The sequence below is a fragment of the Actinoalloteichus sp. GBA129-24 genome (genome assembly GCF_001941645.1).
Classification (GTDB): domain Bacteria; phylum Actinomycetota; class Actinomycetes; order Mycobacteriales; family Pseudonocardiaceae; genus Actinoalloteichus_A; species Actinoalloteichus_A fjordicus.
The window spans coordinates 546,788-563,344 of sequence record NZ_CP016077.1; the positions used below are offsets into that span (position 1 = coordinate 546,788).

Consider the following 16,557-nt stretch of genomic DNA (forward strand, 5'->3'; position numbering starts at 1 on the left):
TCGCCGCCGTGGCGACCAGCTGCCGACCGGGCCGGACGACGCCGTCGATCAGGCCGACTCGAGGGCGTCGCGGATCGGGAGCATCTTCGCGGCGGCTTCGCGCACCTCGGCGTCGGGGTCCGAATCGGAGACGATGCCGCAGCCCGCGAACAGACGGACGAGTGAGCCGCGCAGCTCAGCGCAGCGCAGTGCGATGCCCAGCTCGCCGTCGCCCCGGGCGTCGATCCAACCGACGGGGCCCGCGTACCGGCCTCGGTCCATGGCCTCCAACTCGGCGATGAGCGCGACGGCCTCGGTTCGCGGCGTGCCGCCGACCGCAGCCGTCGGATGCACGGCGTGACCGAGGCGCAGCAGGGCGCCGGGGCCGGTCGTCTTCGCGGGGTCGAGCCTGCCGCTGACCTCACTGGCCAGATGGGCCACGTTCGGCAGTCGCAGCACGCTCGGCGTCTGAGGAACGTCCAGTTCCGTGCAGTAGGGCCGCAGCGTCTCGGCGAGGGAGCGGACCGCGAACTCGTGCTCACTGCGGTTCTTCGCCGAGTCCAGTCTCGACTCCGCCGACTCGCCGGACCCCGGCCACGCGGTGCCCGCCAGCACGCGGGACTCGACCGTCTCGCCGGTCTTGCGCAGCAACAGCTCCGGAGTCGCGCCGACCAGGCCGTCCACGGCGAACGCCCAGCAGCTGGGGTACCGCGCGGCCAGGTTCTGCAGCAGGAAGCGTTGATCCAGCGGCGAGTCCGTCTCGGCGACGAGATCGTGCGCGAGCACCACCTTCGCCAGCTCGCCCGCCCGCATGCGCTCCACCGCTCGCGCGACCGCCTTGCGGTAGTCGGTGACCGAGAGCCTGCCCTCCGAGTAGCGGGTCACCCGCACCCGACGCACCGGCTGGACGATCGGCGTGATCGGAGCGTCGTCGCCCTCGTGGAGTTCGGTCCGCCAGGTGGCTCCGTCGCGTCTGCCCACCACCACTCTCGGCACGATCAGCACCGAGCTGCCCGGTTCGTCGGCGAAGCTCATGCTGGCGAAGGCCACCAGACCGGTGCCGGGACGGCCGATCGTGTCCTCGACCTCCGCGGTGGCGACCAGCTCGGACCACCACCGCTCGGCCGCCGCGAAGCGGTCTGCTCCCTTGACCTCGATCCGGGCGGCCTCACCCCAACCGACCAGGCCTTCTCCACCGTGAACCCAGGAGAACACCGGTTCGGGGTTGGGGAGCATCGCCAGCAGGTCAGCATCCGAGTCTGCTGCCACTGTGCGTGCTCGCAGCCTGCCCACAAGCGCCTGACGGGAGGCAGTATTCACTCGTTGAGGGTAAAAGGCTCCGTCGTGAGACTGCTAGTCGGCTTGACCACACCACGAGGACGGGCGACGCCACCGCCGAGACCTGCCGGGAACGACCAGACACCGGCTGAGGGCGACTAGAGTTCGCTGTCGTGTCGGAGTCGAGGAGATCCGGGCGCGGTGGTCGGCGAAGCGGTTGGTCCCGACTCTCCCGGCCCCGTCGGTGGACCACGATCATGCTGCTCGGCCTCGGGGTGCTCGTCACCCTCATGAGCGTGTTGCTCGTGTCCGGGGCGCGGGTCAGCGATGCCCGCATCGAGGCCGATCTCGGCGAGACCACGGCCGAAGTGCTCTCCGTCTCACTGCCGAGGACCCTGATCAGGTACAACACGCCAGAGGGCGCCGTGCACAGTCCACAGACCGGGGTGCTCTATCCGGCGGGGCTGACCGAGCGGGACCTGGTGCGCGTCGAATACGACCGGGAGGAGCCGGACCTGGTCCGGGTCGCGGGCCGGGACTTCGGCCTCACGCTGCTGCCCGTGTCCATCGTGCTGCTGTCGACCTGGGCGGTGCTGCTGACCGCCGTCTGGCTGGTGTGCCGCTCCCGGCCAGCGGCCGAGCCCGCTGCGTCACGGGGAACGGCGGACCGGACCGACCCGCCTGCGGACTAGCCGCTCCGCCGCCTACCCGCCCCCGACGCGCAGGCGGCGGACCGGCCTTGCGGCTCACTGGTCGAACAGTTCGCCGCGCAGCTCGTCGTGCCTGGTCCGCGCGCAGGCCAGCAGCGTGCCCCGACCGGACGCATCGCCGATGGCATCGGCGATCAGCCCGTCAGCCTCTCGCACGATCAGCGGCAGCGGCGTCCACCACCGCGCCGGGGGCGGTGCGGCGATGACCACCGCGTCCGCGCGCCCGGTGGCCAGCAGCGCGGTCTTGTACGGCACGCCGCCCACGTCCTCCGGCCACAGCACCCGGTCCGTCACCGGGTCGCCCTCGCGCCGAGCGATCCGAGACGGCCGGGCCCGCTCCAACGCGAGATCGGGCCCGGCGAACAGCCGGGTGCCTCGCCCGCGTCCCGCGTACAGCAGCTCCTGCTGCATGGGCATCACGATGACACCGGCCACGGCTCCGTGAGAATCCTCACAGGTCAGCAGCAGCGTGAACAGCGGGATTCCGCCCGCGAAGAACGGGACGCCGTCGAGCGGATCGATCACCCAGCGCCGCCCGCTCCGGCCGGGCTCGCCGTCGCCGAGCCTGCCGAGGACGCCGTCGGCGGGCGCCTCGACGGCGAGTCGCGCCCGAATCGACTCTTCGACGGCACGCTCGACGTCGGTCACGCCGTCCTCGTCGGTGACCGTGGCCCGTCTTCGATCGCCGTGAAACTGGTCCGCGGCCAGTCGACCTGCCTGGTGGGCGAGTCCGGCTGCGGTCTGCAGCAGGTCGAGGTCGGCGGTCGGCGCGGTGGGGGCGGTCGTCTCGGTCACGATCTAGGGACGGTCGGGGCACGCCGGGGGTTGTCGTCGCGTCCGGGTGTCACGCCGAGGCAGTCCGCCTCCTCGGCCGCGGGTCCGAGTGCAGGAGGGCAGGCGACGCGGCAGCCGACCGTAGAGCCTGTCTTCGATCCCCCTTCGCCGCGGTGGCCCCGCGCAACAGGAAAGTGGGGATTAAAGACAGGCTCTTAGGCGCCGGGGCCCGCGAGCGTGATCGAGATCGGGCCCCGCAGGCGTGCCAGGCCGGACCGGCGTCAACGGCCAGGCGGGGAATCTGCTTGTGACAGCAACGCTCCATCGCGTGGCTCAGGTGTAACATGAGTGGCACGGATCACGCGGTAGGAGGTGCGCCGTGGCCCTAGCCCGACCCGTCGACGAGTCGGCCCTCGAAGCAGACTTCCAGCACCTGGTCGAGTCGGAGAGCCGGATCGAGCCACGCGACTGGATGCCCGACGGCTACCGGGCCACTCTGATCCGACAGATCGCGCAGCACGCGCACTCCGAGATCATCGGGATGCAGCCGGAGGGCGTCTGGATCTCGCGGGCGCCCACGCTGCGTCGTAAGGCCGTCCTGCTGGCGAAGGTCCAGGACGAGGCGGGCCACGGGCTGTACCTCTACGCCGCCGCCGAGACCCTCGGCGCCGAACGTGCGGAGTTGACCCGGAGCCTGATCGAGGGCAGGCAGAAGTACTCCTCGATCTTCAACTACCCCACGCTGACCTTCGCCGACGTCGGCGTCATCGGCTGGCTGGTGGACGGCGCGGCCATCTGCAACCAGGTGCCGCTGTGTCGCACCTCCTATGGCCCCTACGCGCGCGCGATGATCCGGATCTGCAAGGAGGAGTCCTTCCATCAGCGGCAGGGCTACGAACTGTTGATGACCATGATGGGCGGTACGACGCGTCAGCGAGAGGCCGTGCAGGACGCGGTGAACCGCTGGTGGTGGCCGTCGTTGATGATGTTCGGCCCACCAGAGGGCTCCTCGCCCAACACCGCGCGCTCGATGGCCTGGCGGATCAAGCGCCATACCAACGACGAGCTTCGCCAGCGGTTCGTCGACATGACGGTCCCGCAGGCCGACCGGCTCGGGGTGCGGCTGCCCGATCCCGAACTGCGCTGGAACCCCGACCGCGAGGCGCACGACTTCGGCACGCCGGACTGGGACGAGCTGTACCAGGTGGTGCGCGGCGACGGACCGTGCAATGCGGAGCGGATCGCCCATCGCAGGCGGGCACACGATGAGGGCGCCTGGGTGCGCGAGGCGGCCACCGCGCACGCGGCCAAGCGCGCGGCGGGCACCGCGCGGGTCGACGCGGCGGAGGCCGGGACGTGACGGAGCCGACCGCCGGGCGGGACGCCGGACCGCCTCGGGCGGGCTGGCCGTTGTTCGAGGTCTTCGTCCGGGGCAAGCGCGGCCTCAACCACGTCCACGTCGGATCGCTGCACGCACCCGACGCCCCGATGGCTTTGCGTAACGCCCGCGACCTCTACACCCGGCGCAACGAGGGCGTCAGCATCTGGGTGGTCCCCGCCGCCTCGGTGACCGCGTCCAGCCCGGACGAGAAGGACGCGTTCTTCGCGCCCAGCGGCGACAAGATCTACCGCCACCCGACCTTCTACGCGATCCCCGACGACGTCCCGCACCTGTAGACCTGGGAAGAAGGAGGTCCGAGGAGGTGTCCTTCGACAACGCCTACGAGGCGCTGGCCGACGAGCACGAGGACACGCGCTGGGCCTACGGCACGGGGTTCGACGACGCGCTGACCAGGGTGGACCGTGCACTGCCGCCGGGCGTCGACCCGGCCGAACTGGCGCAGTACTGCCTGATGCTCGGGGATGACGCGTTGATCCTGGCGCAGCGGCTTGCCGAGTGGTGCTCCCGAGGTCCGGAGCTGGAGGAGGACGTCGCCATCGCCAACATCGCCCTGGACCTGCTCGGCCAGGCGCGTCTGCTGTTGACGAGGGCCGGTGAGGTCCAGGGCGCCGGGCGCACCGAGGACACGCTGGCCTACCACCGGCACGCACCGGAGTTCCGCAACGTCGTCCTCGTCGAGATCGACTGTGGTCCCGGCCCAGGCGGCGACTTCGCCGCGACGATGGTCCGGCTGCTGGTCTTCGCCACCTGGCGGCTGGCCTGCTTCCAGCGGTTGACGGCCTCGGCGGACCCGGTGCTCGCCGCCGTGGCGGCCAAGGGCGTCAAGGAGTTGGCCTACCACCGCGATCACGCCGCGCAGTGGGTGGTCCGACTCGGCGACGGGACGGCCGAGTCGGCCCGCCGGACCGGGCAGGGGCTGGAGCGGGTGCGGCCGTGGCTCGGGGAGCTGTTCGTCTCGCATCCCGTGGAGCAGGGCCTCGCCTCGGCCGGGGTCGCGGTGGACCCGGAGAGCCTGCGCGAGGAGGTGGCGGAGATCCTGCGACAGGTGTTGCACGCCGCCGACCTCGACGAATGGACGCCCGGTGTCGTCGCGGCCGCCGTGCCGGACCCGACCGGCAGACAGGGCCGATGGGGGAGGCACACCCCGGCGCTGACCGACCTGTTGGCCGAGATGCAGTACGAGGCCAGGGCCGACCCCGAGGCGGTGTGGTGATGACCGAGCCGACACCGGATCGGGTGCGAGCCGTCGCGGAGTCCGTCGCGGACCCCGAACTGCCGATGCTCACTCTCGCCGACCTCGGCGTGCTGCGCGACGTCGAGATCCGCCCCGACGGACGGGTGCTCGTGACGATCACGCCGACCTACTCCGGGTGTCCCGCCATCGCGGAGATGCGTACCGACCTGCGCCGTTCCCTCGTCGACGCGGGCTGCTCGGAGGTGGAGGTGCGTACCGTGCTGACTCCGGCGTGGACCACCGACTGGATCAGCGAGCGCGGCAGACGCACGCTGCTCGCACACGGCATCGCGCCGCCCGGCCCGGTCGGGGGTCGCGCGGCGGGCCCGGTGCCGCTGCGGCTGGCGTCGCCGCCGCCGCGTGTCCGTTGCCCGCGCTGCGAGTCGGTCGACACCGAGGAGCTGTCGCGGTTCGGCGCGACCGCGTGCCGGTCCCTGCGACGCTGCCTCGCCTGTGCCGAGCCCTTCGAGCACGTCAAGGAGCTGTAGTGGCCGCCGCAGATCCGTCAGCGGGCAGCCCGGGCGCAGGCAGCGCGGCTGTTGCGCCGAGTCGCCGGACGGCGTTTCGGACGTTGACGATCAGCCGGATCGACCGGCTGTGCCCGGATGCCGTGGCGGTCTCCTTCGCCGTTCCGCCGGAGTACGCGGCCGAGTTCGACTTCCGGCCCGGCCAGTACCTGACGCTGCGGCGGTCGGGCGCTCGGGCCGATCGCGCGGCGGACGGCGTCATCGAGGGTCAGCCGACGGCGGCGGGGCAGGCCGGGACACGGTGGGCGGACTCCCGGCCGGGAGAACCGGTGGACGAGGCCCGCCGGTCGTACTCGATCTGCTCGGGCGCAGGGGAATCCCCTCGGATCGGCGTCCGAAGGGTCGACGGCGGAGTGTGGTCCTCCTGGCTGGTCGAGAAGGCCAGGGTGGGCGATCGGGTGGCGGTGCTGCCTCCGCAGGGCCGGTTCACCCCGGACCTGGCCGAGCCTGCGCACCACGGCTTCGTGGCCGCAGGCTCCGGGATCACGCCGGTGCTGTCGATCCTGACCAGTGTGCTGGCCCGGCCGGGGCATCGCGCCACGCTGCTCTACGGCAACCGGCGCGGCGACACGGTGATGTTCGCGGAGGAGCTGGCGGATCTGAAGGACCGGTATCCCGAGCGGCTCCAGGTCGTGCATCTGCTCAGCCGGGAGCCCACCGCCGTCGAGCTGTTCTCCGGCAGGCTGGATCGGGATCGGCTGTATCGACTGCTCACCTCGGTGGTGCCGACCCCCGATGTGGACCGCTGGTGGCTGTGCGGGCCGGTGGGGCTGGTCGAGGACGCGGGCGCGGTGCTCGGCGAACTGGGGGTCCCCGGCGATCGGGTTCGTCGCGAGCTGTTCTACGTCGACGCGCCGCCGCCCGCCCCACGTCGTCGGGCCGCCGACGTGGCGAGCGGCCCGACCAGCCGCGTCACGGTGATCCTGGACGGTCGCAGCACCGAGATGACCCTGCCCGCCGACGAGCCGGTGCTCGATTCGGCGCAACGGATCAGGGCCGACCTGCCCTTCGCCTGTCGCGGCGGGGTGTGCGGCACCTGCCGGGCACTGGTGGTCGAGGGTGAGGCCGCGATGCGGCGGAACTACGCGCTGGAGCCTGCGGAGATCGCGGCGGGCTTCGTGCTCACCTGCCAGGCCGAGCCCGCCTCCCGGGAACTCGTGGTCGACTACGACGCCTGACGCCGGACTGAATCGCGACGACGGAAGCCTGCCGCGCGACCGATCCACGCCGACGCGGCAGGCTGGGCGATCATGCGGCCCGGTGCACTGCGGCACCGGGCCTGCGTGACGCTCCGCCCGCCGTGGGGACGCCGACGCCACGCAGGGCACGTGCCGGGCGCAGACCCGGTCCGCGAAGCTCCGTTCGATCAGCGCAGGTGCAGCTGGGTGAAGACGAACCAGGACAGCTCGATCCGCAGCTGCCGCGAGAAGGGCAGCGGCTCGCCGTACTCGCTGCCGTCTGAGCCCGCCGAGCCGACCTCCTTCAGCACATGGTTGACGCCGTAGAGGGTGGAGTTCGTGGTGTGGCCCGCCGGACGCTCGGCGAGTCCCGCGCGGACCAGGTCGACGTCGGAGCAGGCCACCTGGATGTCGGCGGTGGCGCAGGCGAGGTAGACCGAGACGTCCGTGGGCAGCGTGGCGGCCAGCTCGCTCGGGTCGTACTGGTCGGCATTGTGGAGGAACCGCTCGTTGTACGGGTTGAACAGGGAAGCCAGCTCCGGCGGCACCGAGTCGGGCAGCCTGCCGTCCGTTCGCAGCGACTCGACGATCTCCTCAAGGGAGGCGAGCAGGGCGTCGGCCTCTTCCCTTGGCAGCACGCCCGCTTCCACCCCGGCTTCGAGCTGGGCGGTGAGCTGATTGGTGATGGTGGTCAGGTACCGCAGGCTCGCCGGGGTCAACAGCCCTACGGAGCTGATCGGCGGCACGTCGAGCGTCTCGTCCTGTGCGAGCACGAGCGCGATCAGCCCGCCTTCGCTGTGTCCGGTGACCATCAGGCGGTCCTGATTCACCTCCGGCTGGTCGGCGAGGAATCGCAGACCCTCGGCGGCGTGTTCCACATAGGCGTCGAAGTCGACTCGGCCCGGGTCCTCGGCGTACGGGCCCATGCCGGTCTGCCCGCTGCCGAGCTTGTCGTAGCGCAGCGAGGCGATGCCGTTCTTGGCGAGCGTGTCGGCCAGATTCCGCAGCGTGCCGACATCACCGGAAATCCCCGAGCTGTTCCCCTCGCGGTCGGTGGGGCCGCTGCCCGCGATCAACAGGACGGCGGGCACCGGCTTCCTGGCGTGCGTGGGCACCCGCAGGCTGCCGTGCAGTTCCAGGCCGTCCGAAGCGGTGAAGGTCACCTCGCGGTCGGTGCCGGTGCCGCCGGTCGCGGCGGGCGACTCGGATTCGGCGTACGCCGCGACCGAGCCGGTCAGGGCGATGGTGACCGCTGTCAGCACGCCGAGCAGGGGCGACAGCGGGCGGCGTCTGGCGGCGCCTAAGCCTGCCCTCGAGGCGGCTGCGTCAGCACGGTCAGAACTCGTTCGATGTGTACGCATCGTCGGTTCCTCTTTCTCGCGGCTCGTCGTGGCGGCGAAGGTGACATCGCCGAGATTCCTGTCCGGAGGCCGTCCCTCGCTCGCAGACGTGGCAGCGAGAGACGATCACCGAGCCGCATAAAGAGATATCATATAAATAGCACCCGTGGCAGCGGTTCACGGCACTTCGCCGCGTGAGGGCAGGTCAGAGCGTCGCGCATCGCCACCACTCGGAGACCTCCGCCGCCACCCCCGGCGCGGCGACCAGCAGGACGTCCGGGCCGAGCGGTCCGCCGGTCCGGTCGTCGGCGGACGCGGGCCACGAGATCACCGCGCCCGCCTCGCCCGCCAGAGCGAGCGCGCCCGCGACGTCGCGTTCCGGGCAGCCGTGCAGCACGGCGGCGCTCACCTGGCCCAGGGCTACCTGGGTGATCGCCAGTGCGGAGCAGCCGAGCACCCGGACCCCGGCGTGTGCCTGGGCGGCCAGGCGGGTGAACTCGACCATCCCCGGCCACAGCCCGGTGCGCGTGAGTTCCGTGCACACCACCGCGCCCGCCGTGGAGGTCCGCCCGCCGCCGAGCGTCACCGGGGTGCCGTTGGCTCGCATGCCGCGCCCCCGCGCACCCGCGTAGACCTGGCCTCGGAAGGGGTCGGCGACGGCTCCCACCAGCGGACCGGTCGCGTCGAGCATCGCCAGGCTGTAGGCGCACCACGGCACGCCCGCCACGAAGTTCGCGTTGCCGTCGACGGCGCTGACCAGCCACCGCAGTGACACCGGTCCGGATCGGGCGCCGAGATCGACTGCCGGAGCCGGGGTCGGGCCCGCATCCGCGCCGAACAGCGGGATGTCGGGGAAGTGCTCCGCGAGCACCCGGCGGGTGTGCCGCTCCAGCGTGCGATGGGTGTCGGTCACCCAGTCGAACGGCGAGTCGCGGGCGGCAGGCCGGGCACCTCGGCCCGCCTTGGCGATGATGACGTCGGCGGCGTCGCCCGCGAGGCGGCCTGCGATCTCCAGCGCTCGGGACAACAGCCCGGGGTCCATCGGCTGCCCTGACACGGACGGCATGAGGGTCATGCCGCCTTATCGTGACGCTCGCCGGTGTCTCCGATGCGACCAGAAGATGACGTGCGCCAGATCACTGAGCCAAGAGTTCGGATCATCGACGTCTCGGTCATCGCGCCGCCGCGCGGGCCCGTGCCTCGGCGGGCGACCGAGGGCGCCTTCACGTCGACGGTCGTGCGGGGGCGTCCGTCGAGACTCGCCGACGCCGCCGCCCGCGTGTCGTGGCGCGGCCGATGACGTCGATCACAGCAGATCACCGGTGGTCACCGGGCGGTCGCTGCTCGAATCGCCGCCGCCTGCGCCGTCAGCCACGCCCGCCGGACGCCGCGACCACGCCGGGCCCCAGTAGGCTGAGCGTCGTGGTGAGGGCTGGTCTGGACAAGGATCCTCGGGAAGTCGCCGACATGTTCGACGGCGTCGCGGAGCACTACGACCGCACCAACACGGTGCTGACCGGTGGGATGGACCGCTATTGGCGCCGGGCCGCGTTGCAGGCCCTGGCCGCGGCTCCCGGCGAGCGGATTCTCGACCTCGCCGCAGGCACCGGAGTCTCCACCGTGGAGATCGGCCGCTCCGGCGCGTGGTGCGTCGCCGCCGACTTCTCGTTGGGCATGCTGCGCCGTGGCCGAGGCCGGAACGTGCCGATGGTCGCGGCGGACGGGCTGGCGCTCCCCTTCGCCGACGGCTCCTTCGACGGGCTGACGATCATGTTCGCCATCCGGAACATGGCCGACACCGAGGCGGCGCTGCGCGAGATGTACCGCGTGGTGCGGCCGGGCGGACGCCTGGTGATCTGCGAGTTCTCCACGCCGACGATGCCGTTGTTCCGCGAGGTCTACTTCAAGGGCGTGCTGACCGCCCTGCCCTGGGTCGCGAACCTGGTGTCCTCGAACCCGGTGGCCTACTCCTACCTGACCGAGTCGATCCGCTCCTGGCCAGACCAGGAGGGCCTGGCACGGCTGATCGGCGCCGCGGGCTGGGAACGGGTCGCCTGGCGCGACCTCACCTTCGGCGCGGTCGCCCTGCACCGGGCCACGCGTCCCGCCTGAGAGCCTGTCTTTGATCCTCCTCCGTCGTGAGCGGGGATCAGCGTGGATGAGCTGCAAGGCGGAGGAAGGAGGCATAACGGAGTTATGTTGACTGACGACAACGCCGCAGATCGCCGCGCTGGCCCCGCGCAACTCCGAAAGTGGGGATTAAAGACAGGCTCTGAGCCCCGAGGTGAGTTCGGCGTGAGGTCTTCGTGAGTTTCGTCTCGATCTCGCGCCGGTCCGCCCCGGCCGCGCAGGCCTCCCGAGTCGGGCCTCGACGGCGGGACCGGATGGACCGCGCACCGTCGGCGACCGGGTGACCGCGCGTCCCCGCTTGCCGCTCCCGGCCGCCGCCTCCCGGCTCGCGGCGTGATCTGACCTGGTCGCCGGGGGCGGGGAGTTCGTCGCAGACTCCTGCGATCCGGGCCCTCGGCCGTCTCTCGATCCCGTTCCGGTCGCCGTGGGCGGGCTACACCCCGGCGACCGGTCGAGGCGGGCCGGCGGCCTGAACGGGGGTCGACGCCGTGACCTAGACTTCCCCGCAGACTTAGTGAACTCGTTCACAAGGAGTGGAATGAGCGGGGGCGATGACGTGACCTCATCGGAGCAGGCCGGCAGGCGTCGCGACGGTGACGACGCCCAGGTCATCGTGGTCGGGGCGGGTCCGGCGGGCGCGACCATGGCCGCGTACCTGGCCAGGGCGGGTGTCGACGTCCTGATGCTGGAGAAGTCGACCTTCCCCAGGGAGAAGGTCTGCGGCGACGGGCTCACGCCTCGCGGGGTGAAGCAGCTCATCGACCTGGGCATCGACACCAGCGAAGAAGCGGGCTGGCTGCACAACAAGGGCCTGCGCGTCCTCGGCGGCGGGGTGACGCTGGAGCTGGACTGGCCGCAGTTGGCCACCTTCCCGCCCTACGGCGTCGTCCGCCCGAGGCAGGACTTTGACGACCTGCTCGCAGGCCACGCCGTCCGTGCGGGTGCCAGGATGCAGCAGGACACGACCGTCACCGGCGCCATCGTCGAGGACCGCACCGGCCGGGTCACCGGCGTCCGGGCCAAGACGGGCCCGGAGCGGACGCTGGTCTCCTACCGTGCGCCGCTGGTGATCGCGTGCGACGGGGTGTCGGCCCGGCTGGCGTTGTCGGTGGGCATCGACAAGCAGGACAACCGCCCGATGGGCGTCGCCGTCCGCCGGTACTACCGCAGCCCCCGGACCAACGACGACTACCTGGAGTCCCACCTGGAGCTGTGGGACCGCAGTGACGCGGCCAATCCCCGTCAGCTGCCCGGCTACGGCTGGCTGTTCCCGGTCGGCGACGGCACGGTGAACGCCGGGCTCGGCATCCTCTCCACCTCCAAGGCCTACGGCAAGACCGACTACCGGGCGCTGATGAAGACCTGGCTGGCGGGCACGCCTGCGGAGTGGGGCTTCCGCGAGGAGAACGCCGTCGGCAAGATCCAGGGCGCCGCCCTCCCGATGGGCTTCAACCGGACCCCGCACTACCAGGCCGGGCTGCTGCTGGTCGGCGACGCGGGCGGGATGGTGAACCCCTTCAACGGCGAGGGCATCGCGTATGCGATGGAATCCGCCAAGCTGGCCGCCGACTGCGTGATCCACGCGCTGGCTCGACCCACCGCCGCCTCGCGGGAGCAGGCGCTCCGGCACTACCCCGTCGCGCTCAAGCAGGCGCTGGGCGGCTACTACCGGATGGGCAACATCTTCTCGAAGCTGATCGGAAACCCGCTGGTCATGCGCACCGCGACCCGGTACGGGATGCCGATCGAACCCCTGATGCGACGGTTCGTGCTGAAGCTGCTCGCCGGCCTCTACGACCCGAAGGACGGGGACGCGATGGACCGGTTGATCACCACGGCCACGCGTCTGACGCCCAGCGCGTGAAACCGGCAGGCAGGCAGCGGTTCGGCCTGCGGAGCACAGTCATCACTTAGGGCTGCCTAACAAGAACAAGACCGAAACCCACCCCTTAGGGTTCCAGCGGATGGCGGCTCAGCCACCCTGGATGGCAAGGATGAAAGGACGGCGGACGACGTGTTGGAGTCTTACCTCCCGCTCGTGTTGCTGTTCGCGTTGGCGGCTCTGTTCGCCTTGTTCTCGGTGACGGCAGCTCCTTACATCGGGCCGCGCCGCTACAACAGGGCCAAGCTCGACGCGTACGAGTGCGGGATCGAACCCTCTCCGCAGCCGGTCGTCGGCGGTGGCAGGGTCCCGGTCAAGTTCTATCTGACCGGCATGTTGTTCATCCTGTTCGACGTCGAGGTCGTCTTCCTCTACCCCTACGCCGTGGCCCACGAGGCACTGGGTGTGTTCGGACTCTTCGCGGTCGGGACCTTCCTCATCGCCGTCACGATCGCCTTCGTCTACGAGTGGCGACTCGGCGGCCTGGACTGGGATTAGTCGAGCAGCAGCGGTCGTCGGGGAGGAACGCGAGAGACCATGGGACTTGAAGAGAAACTGCCGAACGGCATCCTGCTGACCAGCGTGGAGAAGCTGGTCAACTGGACGCGGAAGACGTCGATGTGGCCCGCCACCTTCGGGTTGGCCTGCTGCGCGATCGAGATGATGACCTCAGGCGGATCGCGGTACGACATCGCGCGCTTCGGCATGGAGCGGTTCAGCGCCACTCCGCGTCAGGCGGATCTGATGATCGTCGCGGGCCGGGTCACCAACAAGATGGCCCCGGTGCTGCGGCAGATCTACGACCAGATGCCGGAGCCGCGCTGGGTGCTGGCGATGGGCGTCTGCGCCTCCACCGGCGGCATGTTCAACAACTACGCGGTGGTGCAGGGCGTCGACCACGTCGTGCCGGTGGACATGTACCTGCCCGGCTGCCCGCCCCGGCCGGAGATGCTGCTGGACGCGATCCTCAAGCTGCACGCGAAGGTGATGGACGAGCCGCTCGGTCCGAAGCGCGCCGCCGCGCTCGCGGAGAGCGGCCACCGCACCGAGCTGGTGCCCTCCTCGGTTCGTTACGCGAAGAAGAAGTGAGCGGGTGACGCACTCGTGAGTGACGAGATCGACAAGAAGCTGCCGGACCGAGGTCCGCTCGCGGGCGACGGCAGGACCAGCTCTGCGGACATGACCTCCCGCGACGAGGCCGAGCACGAGGCGCGCGGCGGAGTCGTCGCGGGCCGGGCCCGCCAGGGCATGTTCGGCGTGCGCGGCAGCGGTGACACCACCGGTTACGGCGGACTCCGGCTGCCCGCCTACGTCCCCGCCGCCGCCCAGCGCCCGTTCGGCGGCTGGTTCGACCAGTTGGCCGACGAGCTGCTCCTCGCCTTCGGCGAGCGCGGCATCCCGGCGGACGCGATCCAGCAGATCACCATCGACCGAGGTGAGATCACCTTCTACCTGCGGCGCGAGCACCTGCTGGAGACGTGTAGGACGCTGCGCGACGACCCGGCCCTGCGGTTCGAGCTGTGCAGCTCGGTGTCCGGAGTGGACTACGGCGTCGACGTGCCGCTGCGCCTGCACTCGGTCTACCACCTGACCTCGATGACGTACCGGCGGCGCATCCGCCTGGAGGTCGCCGTCGACGTCGACGACCCGCACATCCCCAGCGTCGTCGAGGTGTACCCCACGGCGGACTGGCAGGAGCGCGAGGCCTGGGACATGTTCGGCATCATCTACGACGGACACCCGGCGCTGACCCGAATCCTGATGCCCGACGACTGGGACGGCCACCCGCAGCGCAAGGACTACCCGCTCGGCGGAATCCCGGTGGAGTACAAGGGCGCGGAGATCCCGCCGCCGGACCAGCGGAGGTCCTACTCATGAGCAGAACCCACAGCACCAGCCCCGAGGCAGAGGGCGGCGACACGGTCGCCGACGTCACCACGGGCACCGACACGAGTCCGACGGGACAGACCAGCGGCCGCGATCCCTACGAGGCCACCTCGCGGCGGACCACCGAGGGCCAGGTCTACAACGTCAGCGGCGGCGACTGGGATGAGATCCCCACGTCCTCGGAGCACGACGAGCGCATCGTCATCAACATGGGTCCGCAGCACCCGTCCACGCACGGCGTGCTGCGACTGGTGTTGGAGCTCGAAGGCGAGACGGTCACCGAGTCTCGCGCTGTGATCGGCTACCTGCACACCGGCATCGAGAAGAACGCCGAGTACCGGACGTGGACGCAGGGCGTGACGTTCGTGACGCGAATGGACTACCTCGCGCCGCTGCACAACGAGACCGCCTACTGCCTCGGCGTGGAGAAGCTGCTCGGCATCACCGCGCCGCGCAGGGCCGACATCATCCGGGTCCTGCTGATGGAGCTCAACCGGATGAGCTCGCACCTGGTCTACCTGGCCACCGGCGGCATGGAGCTCGGCTCCACCACCGGCATGGTGTTCGGCTTCCGGGAGCGCGAGGAGGTCCTGCACCTGCTCGAGTTCCTGACCGGGCTGCGGATGAACCACGCGTTCATTCGGCCGGGCGGGACCGCGCAGGACCTGCCTCTGGGGTACGAGCAGAAGATCCGCGACTTCCTGAAGCTCATGAGCATGCGGATGAAGGACTACGACAACCTGTTCACCGGCCAGCCGATCTGGCGGCGCAGGCTGGGCGGCGTCGGATACCTCTCGCTGGACGGCTGTCTCCAGCTCGGCATCACCGGCCCGATCCTGCGGTCCGCCGGACTGGCCTGGGACCTGCGCAAGGTCCAGCCGTACTGCGGGTACGAGGAGTACGAGTTCGACGTCCCGACGCTCACCGAAGGTGACGCCTTCGCGCGGTATCTCCTGCGCGTCGAGGAGATCCACCAGTCGATGAGCATCATCGAGCAGACACTGCCCAAGCTCGCGGAGACCGAGGGCGAGCCGGTGATGGTCGCAGACGGCAAGGTCGCCTGGCCCGCCAAGCTCACCATCGGCCCGGACGGCCTCGGCAACTCGTTGGAGCACGTCCGCAAGATCATGGGCCAGTCGATGGAGTCGTTGATCCATCACTTCAAGCTGGTCACCGAGGGCTTCGACGTGCCTGCCGGTCAGGTCTACGTGCCGGTCGAGTCCCCGCGTGGCGAGCTGGGCTACCACCTGGTCTCCGACGGCGGCACCCGACCGATGCGCGTGCACGTCCGGGAGCCCAGTTTCGTGAACCTCCAGGCCTTCCCGGCGATGACCGAGGGCGGCCTGATCGCGGACGCCATCGTGTCGGTGGCCTCAATCGACCCGGTGATGGGTGGTGTGGACCGGTGACGAGTCATTCCGAGCAGGCCGCCGAGACGGGCGCGCCGACGAGCAGCACGACCGCAGGCGCGGCGGAGACCGCCCGGCCGATCGACAAGCCCGACGCGGCACTGTTCGACGGCATCCGGGAGAAGGCCGTCCAGGTCGTCGCCCGCTATCCGCAGTCCCGATCGGCGCTGCTGCCGCTGCTGCATCTGGTGCAGTCCGTCGAGGGCTGCGTCACGCAGGCGGGCATCGCGTTCTGCGCCGAGCAGCTCGACCTGAGCACGGCCGAGGTCAGCGCGGTGGCGACCTTCTACACGATGTACAAGCGTCGTCCCTGCGGCGAGCACCTGGTCAGCGTGTGCACCAACGCGCTGTGCGCCACGCTCGGCGGCGACGACGTCTACGCCAGGCTCAAGGAGCGGCTGGGCGTCGGTCACGAGGAGACCTCGGGCGAGCCGGGCACACCGGGCTCGATCACCCTGGAGCACGCCGAGTGTCTGGCGGCCTGTGACCTGGGACCGGTCCTCCAGGTGAACTACGAGTACTTCGACAACCAGACGCCGGAGTCGGCGCTGGAACTCGTGGAGGCGCTGCAGCGCGGTGAGCGTCCCGCTCCGACCAGGGGCGCACCGCTCACCGACTTCAAGCAGGCGGAGTTGCAGCTCGCGGGCTTCTTCGACGGGCGTGAGTCGGACCTCGCGGGGCCGTCGGCCTCCGACGAGACGGTGCGGGGCGCACGGCTCGCGGCCGAGCGGAGCTGGACCGCGCCGCCGATGCCGGAGGACGTGGAACTTCCTCCGGTTCCGGAGAAGAAGTGATGCGCGAACCGCGTGGTGTCAGACGCCGGTCAG

Annotated in this window: 17 protein-coding genes; 13 read left to right on the forward strand and 4 right to left on the reverse strand. The window is 70.7% G+C overall.

What is annotated here, in order from left to right; all coding sequences use genetic code 11:
- Nucleotides 1-48 precede the first annotated feature (48 nt).
- Nucleotides 49-1,299 (reverse strand): isochorismate synthase MenF, encoded by a 1,251-nt coding sequence (locus UA75_RS02475; RefSeq protein WP_232237605.1) that lies wholly within the window; start codon nucleotides 1,297-1,299, stop codon nucleotides 49-51.
- A 215-nt stretch (nucleotides 1,300-1,514) separates the two neighbouring features.
- Here UA75_RS02475 and UA75_RS02480 point away from each other — a divergent pair, with 215 nt between their 5' ends.
- Nucleotides 1,515-1,949: a DUF3592 domain-containing protein gene (locus UA75_RS02480; RefSeq protein ID WP_157433955.1), complete on the forward strand. Its 435-nt coding sequence runs from the start codon at nucleotides 1,515-1,517 to the stop codon at nucleotides 1,947-1,949.
- Between the two features lie 54 nt (nucleotides 1,950-2,003).
- On the opposite strand, the gene UA75_RS02485 is transcribed toward UA75_RS02480, so the two are convergent.
- The gene (locus UA75_RS02485) at nucleotides 2,004-2,762 is read right to left on the reverse strand and encodes an inositol monophosphatase family protein (RefSeq protein ID WP_075738518.1); all 759 of its coding nucleotides are present in this window, start codon (nucleotides 2,760-2,762) and stop codon (nucleotides 2,004-2,006) included.
- 358 nt (nucleotides 2,763-3,120) lie between these two features.
- On the opposite strand from UA75_RS02485, the gene paaA reads away from it, so the two are divergent.
- The 5 genes from paaA to UA75_RS02510 are packed head-to-tail and all read left to right on the forward strand — an operon-like array spanning nucleotide 3,121 to nucleotide 7,082.
- Nucleotides 3,121-4,101, forward strand: coding sequence for a 1,2-phenylacetyl-CoA epoxidase subunit PaaA (gene paaA / locus UA75_RS02490; protein ID WP_075738520.1), 981 nt, complete (start codon nucleotides 3,121-3,123; stop codon nucleotides 4,099-4,101).
- Nucleotides 4,098-4,418, forward strand: coding sequence for a 1,2-phenylacetyl-CoA epoxidase subunit PaaB (gene paaB / locus UA75_RS02495; RefSeq protein ID WP_075738522.1), 321 nt, complete (start codon nucleotides 4,098-4,100; stop codon nucleotides 4,416-4,418). The genes paaA and paaB overlap by 4 nt, the downstream gene beginning before the upstream one ends.
- A gap of 26 nt (nucleotides 4,419-4,444) precedes the next feature.
- Nucleotides 4,445-5,356 carry a 1,2-phenylacetyl-CoA epoxidase subunit PaaC gene (gene paaC / locus UA75_RS02500; protein WP_075738524.1) on the forward strand — a complete coding sequence of 304 codons (912 nt, stop codon included), beginning with the start codon at nucleotides 4,445-4,447 and terminating at the stop codon, nucleotides 5,354-5,356.
- Nucleotides 5,356-5,865, forward strand: a complete 510-nt coding sequence (paaD, locus tag UA75_RS02505; protein ID WP_075743327.1) for a 1,2-phenylacetyl-CoA epoxidase subunit PaaD — start codon at nucleotides 5,356-5,358, stop codon at nucleotides 5,863-5,865. The genes paaC and paaD overlap by 1 nt, the downstream gene beginning before the upstream one ends.
- Nucleotides 5,865-7,082, forward strand: a complete 1,218-nt coding sequence (locus UA75_RS02510) for a 2Fe-2S iron-sulfur cluster-binding protein (RefSeq protein ID WP_075738526.1) — start codon at nucleotides 5,865-5,867, stop codon at nucleotides 7,080-7,082. Before paaD ends, UA75_RS02510 begins: the two co-directional genes overlap by 1 nt.
- 188 nt (nucleotides 7,083-7,270) lie before the next feature.
- Here UA75_RS02510 and UA75_RS02515 read toward each other — a convergent pair whose 3' ends face one another.
- Together UA75_RS02515 and UA75_RS02520 are read right to left on the reverse strand one after the other, a co-directional pair.
- Nucleotides 7,271-8,344, reverse strand: a complete 1,074-nt coding sequence (locus UA75_RS02515; protein ID WP_198044215.1) for an alpha/beta hydrolase — start codon at nucleotides 8,342-8,344, stop codon at nucleotides 7,271-7,273.
- A gap of 283 nt (nucleotides 8,345-8,627) precedes the next feature.
- Complete coding sequence (locus UA75_RS02520) at nucleotides 8,628-9,497, reverse strand: inositol monophosphatase family protein (protein WP_075738528.1); 870 nt, start codon at nucleotides 9,495-9,497, stop codon at nucleotides 8,628-8,630.
- Nucleotides 9,498-9,844: 347 nt separating this feature from the next.
- Here UA75_RS02520 and UA75_RS02525 point away from each other — a divergent pair, with 347 nt between their 5' ends.
- From UA75_RS02525 to nuoE, 7 genes are all read left to right on the forward strand, one after another.
- The gene (locus UA75_RS02525) at nucleotides 9,845-10,534 is read left to right on the forward strand and encodes a demethylmenaquinone methyltransferase (protein ID WP_075738530.1); all 690 of its coding nucleotides are present in this window, start codon (nucleotides 9,845-9,847) and stop codon (nucleotides 10,532-10,534) included.
- Nucleotides 10,535-11,090: 556 nt separating this feature from the next.
- On the forward strand, nucleotides 11,091-12,416 hold the full coding sequence (locus UA75_RS02530; RefSeq protein WP_075738532.1) for a geranylgeranyl reductase family protein: 1,326 nt from the start codon (nucleotides 11,091-11,093) through the stop codon (nucleotides 12,414-12,416).
- A gap of 150 nt (nucleotides 12,417-12,566) precedes the next feature.
- Complete coding sequence (locus UA75_RS02535; RefSeq protein WP_075738534.1) at nucleotides 12,567-12,932, forward strand: NADH-quinone oxidoreductase subunit A; 366 nt, start codon at nucleotides 12,567-12,569, stop codon at nucleotides 12,930-12,932.
- A gap of 39 nt (nucleotides 12,933-12,971) precedes the next feature.
- A complete protein-coding gene (locus tag UA75_RS02540) occupies nucleotides 12,972-13,523 on the forward strand; it encodes a NuoB/complex I 20 kDa subunit family protein (protein WP_075738536.1) in 552 nt (183 codons plus the stop codon).
- A 90-nt stretch (nucleotides 13,524-13,613) separates the two neighbouring features.
- Entirely contained in the window at nucleotides 13,614-14,312 is a 699-nt protein-coding gene (locus tag UA75_RS02545) for an NADH-quinone oxidoreductase subunit C (protein WP_075743329.1), read from the forward strand.
- Nucleotides 14,309-15,730, forward strand: a complete 1,422-nt coding sequence (locus UA75_RS02550; protein WP_075738538.1) for an NADH-quinone oxidoreductase subunit D — start codon at nucleotides 14,309-14,311, stop codon at nucleotides 15,728-15,730. Before UA75_RS02545 ends, UA75_RS02550 begins: the two co-directional genes overlap by 4 nt.
- Nucleotides 15,727-16,524 (forward strand): NADH-quinone oxidoreductase subunit NuoE, encoded by a 798-nt coding sequence (gene nuoE, locus UA75_RS02555; RefSeq protein WP_083682872.1) that lies wholly within the window; start codon nucleotides 15,727-15,729, stop codon nucleotides 16,522-16,524. The genes UA75_RS02550 and nuoE overlap by 4 nt, the downstream gene beginning before the upstream one ends.
- The last annotated feature ends 33 nt before the right edge of the window (nucleotides 16,525-16,557 follow it).

Coding starts and splice junctions, on each gene's coding strand:
- UA75_RS02480 (WP_157433955.1), top strand. CDS start 1,515: ATGCTGCTCGGCCTCGGGGTGCTCGTCACCCTCATGAGCGTGTTGCTC.
- paaD (WP_075743327.1), top strand. CDS start 5,356: ATGACCGAGCCGACACCGGATCGGGTGCGAGCCGTCGCGGAGTCCGTC.
- UA75_RS02520 (WP_075738528.1), bottom strand. CDS start 9,497: ATGACCCTCATGCCGTCCGTGTCAGGGCAGCCGATGGACCCCGGGCTG.
- UA75_RS02530 (WP_075738532.1), top strand. CDS start 11,091: ATGAGCGGGGGCGATGACGTGACCTCATCGGAGCAGGCCGGCAGGCGT.
- UA75_RS02540 (WP_075738536.1), top strand. CDS start 12,972: ATGGGACTTGAAGAGAAACTGCCGAACGGCATCCTGCTGACCAGCGTG.
- UA75_RS02545 (WP_075743329.1), top strand. CDS start 13,614: ATGACCTCCCGCGACGAGGCCGAGCACGAGGCGCGCGGCGGAGTCGTC.
- UA75_RS02550 (WP_075738538.1), top strand. CDS start 14,309: ATGAGCAGAACCCACAGCACCAGCCCCGAGGCAGAGGGCGGCGACACG.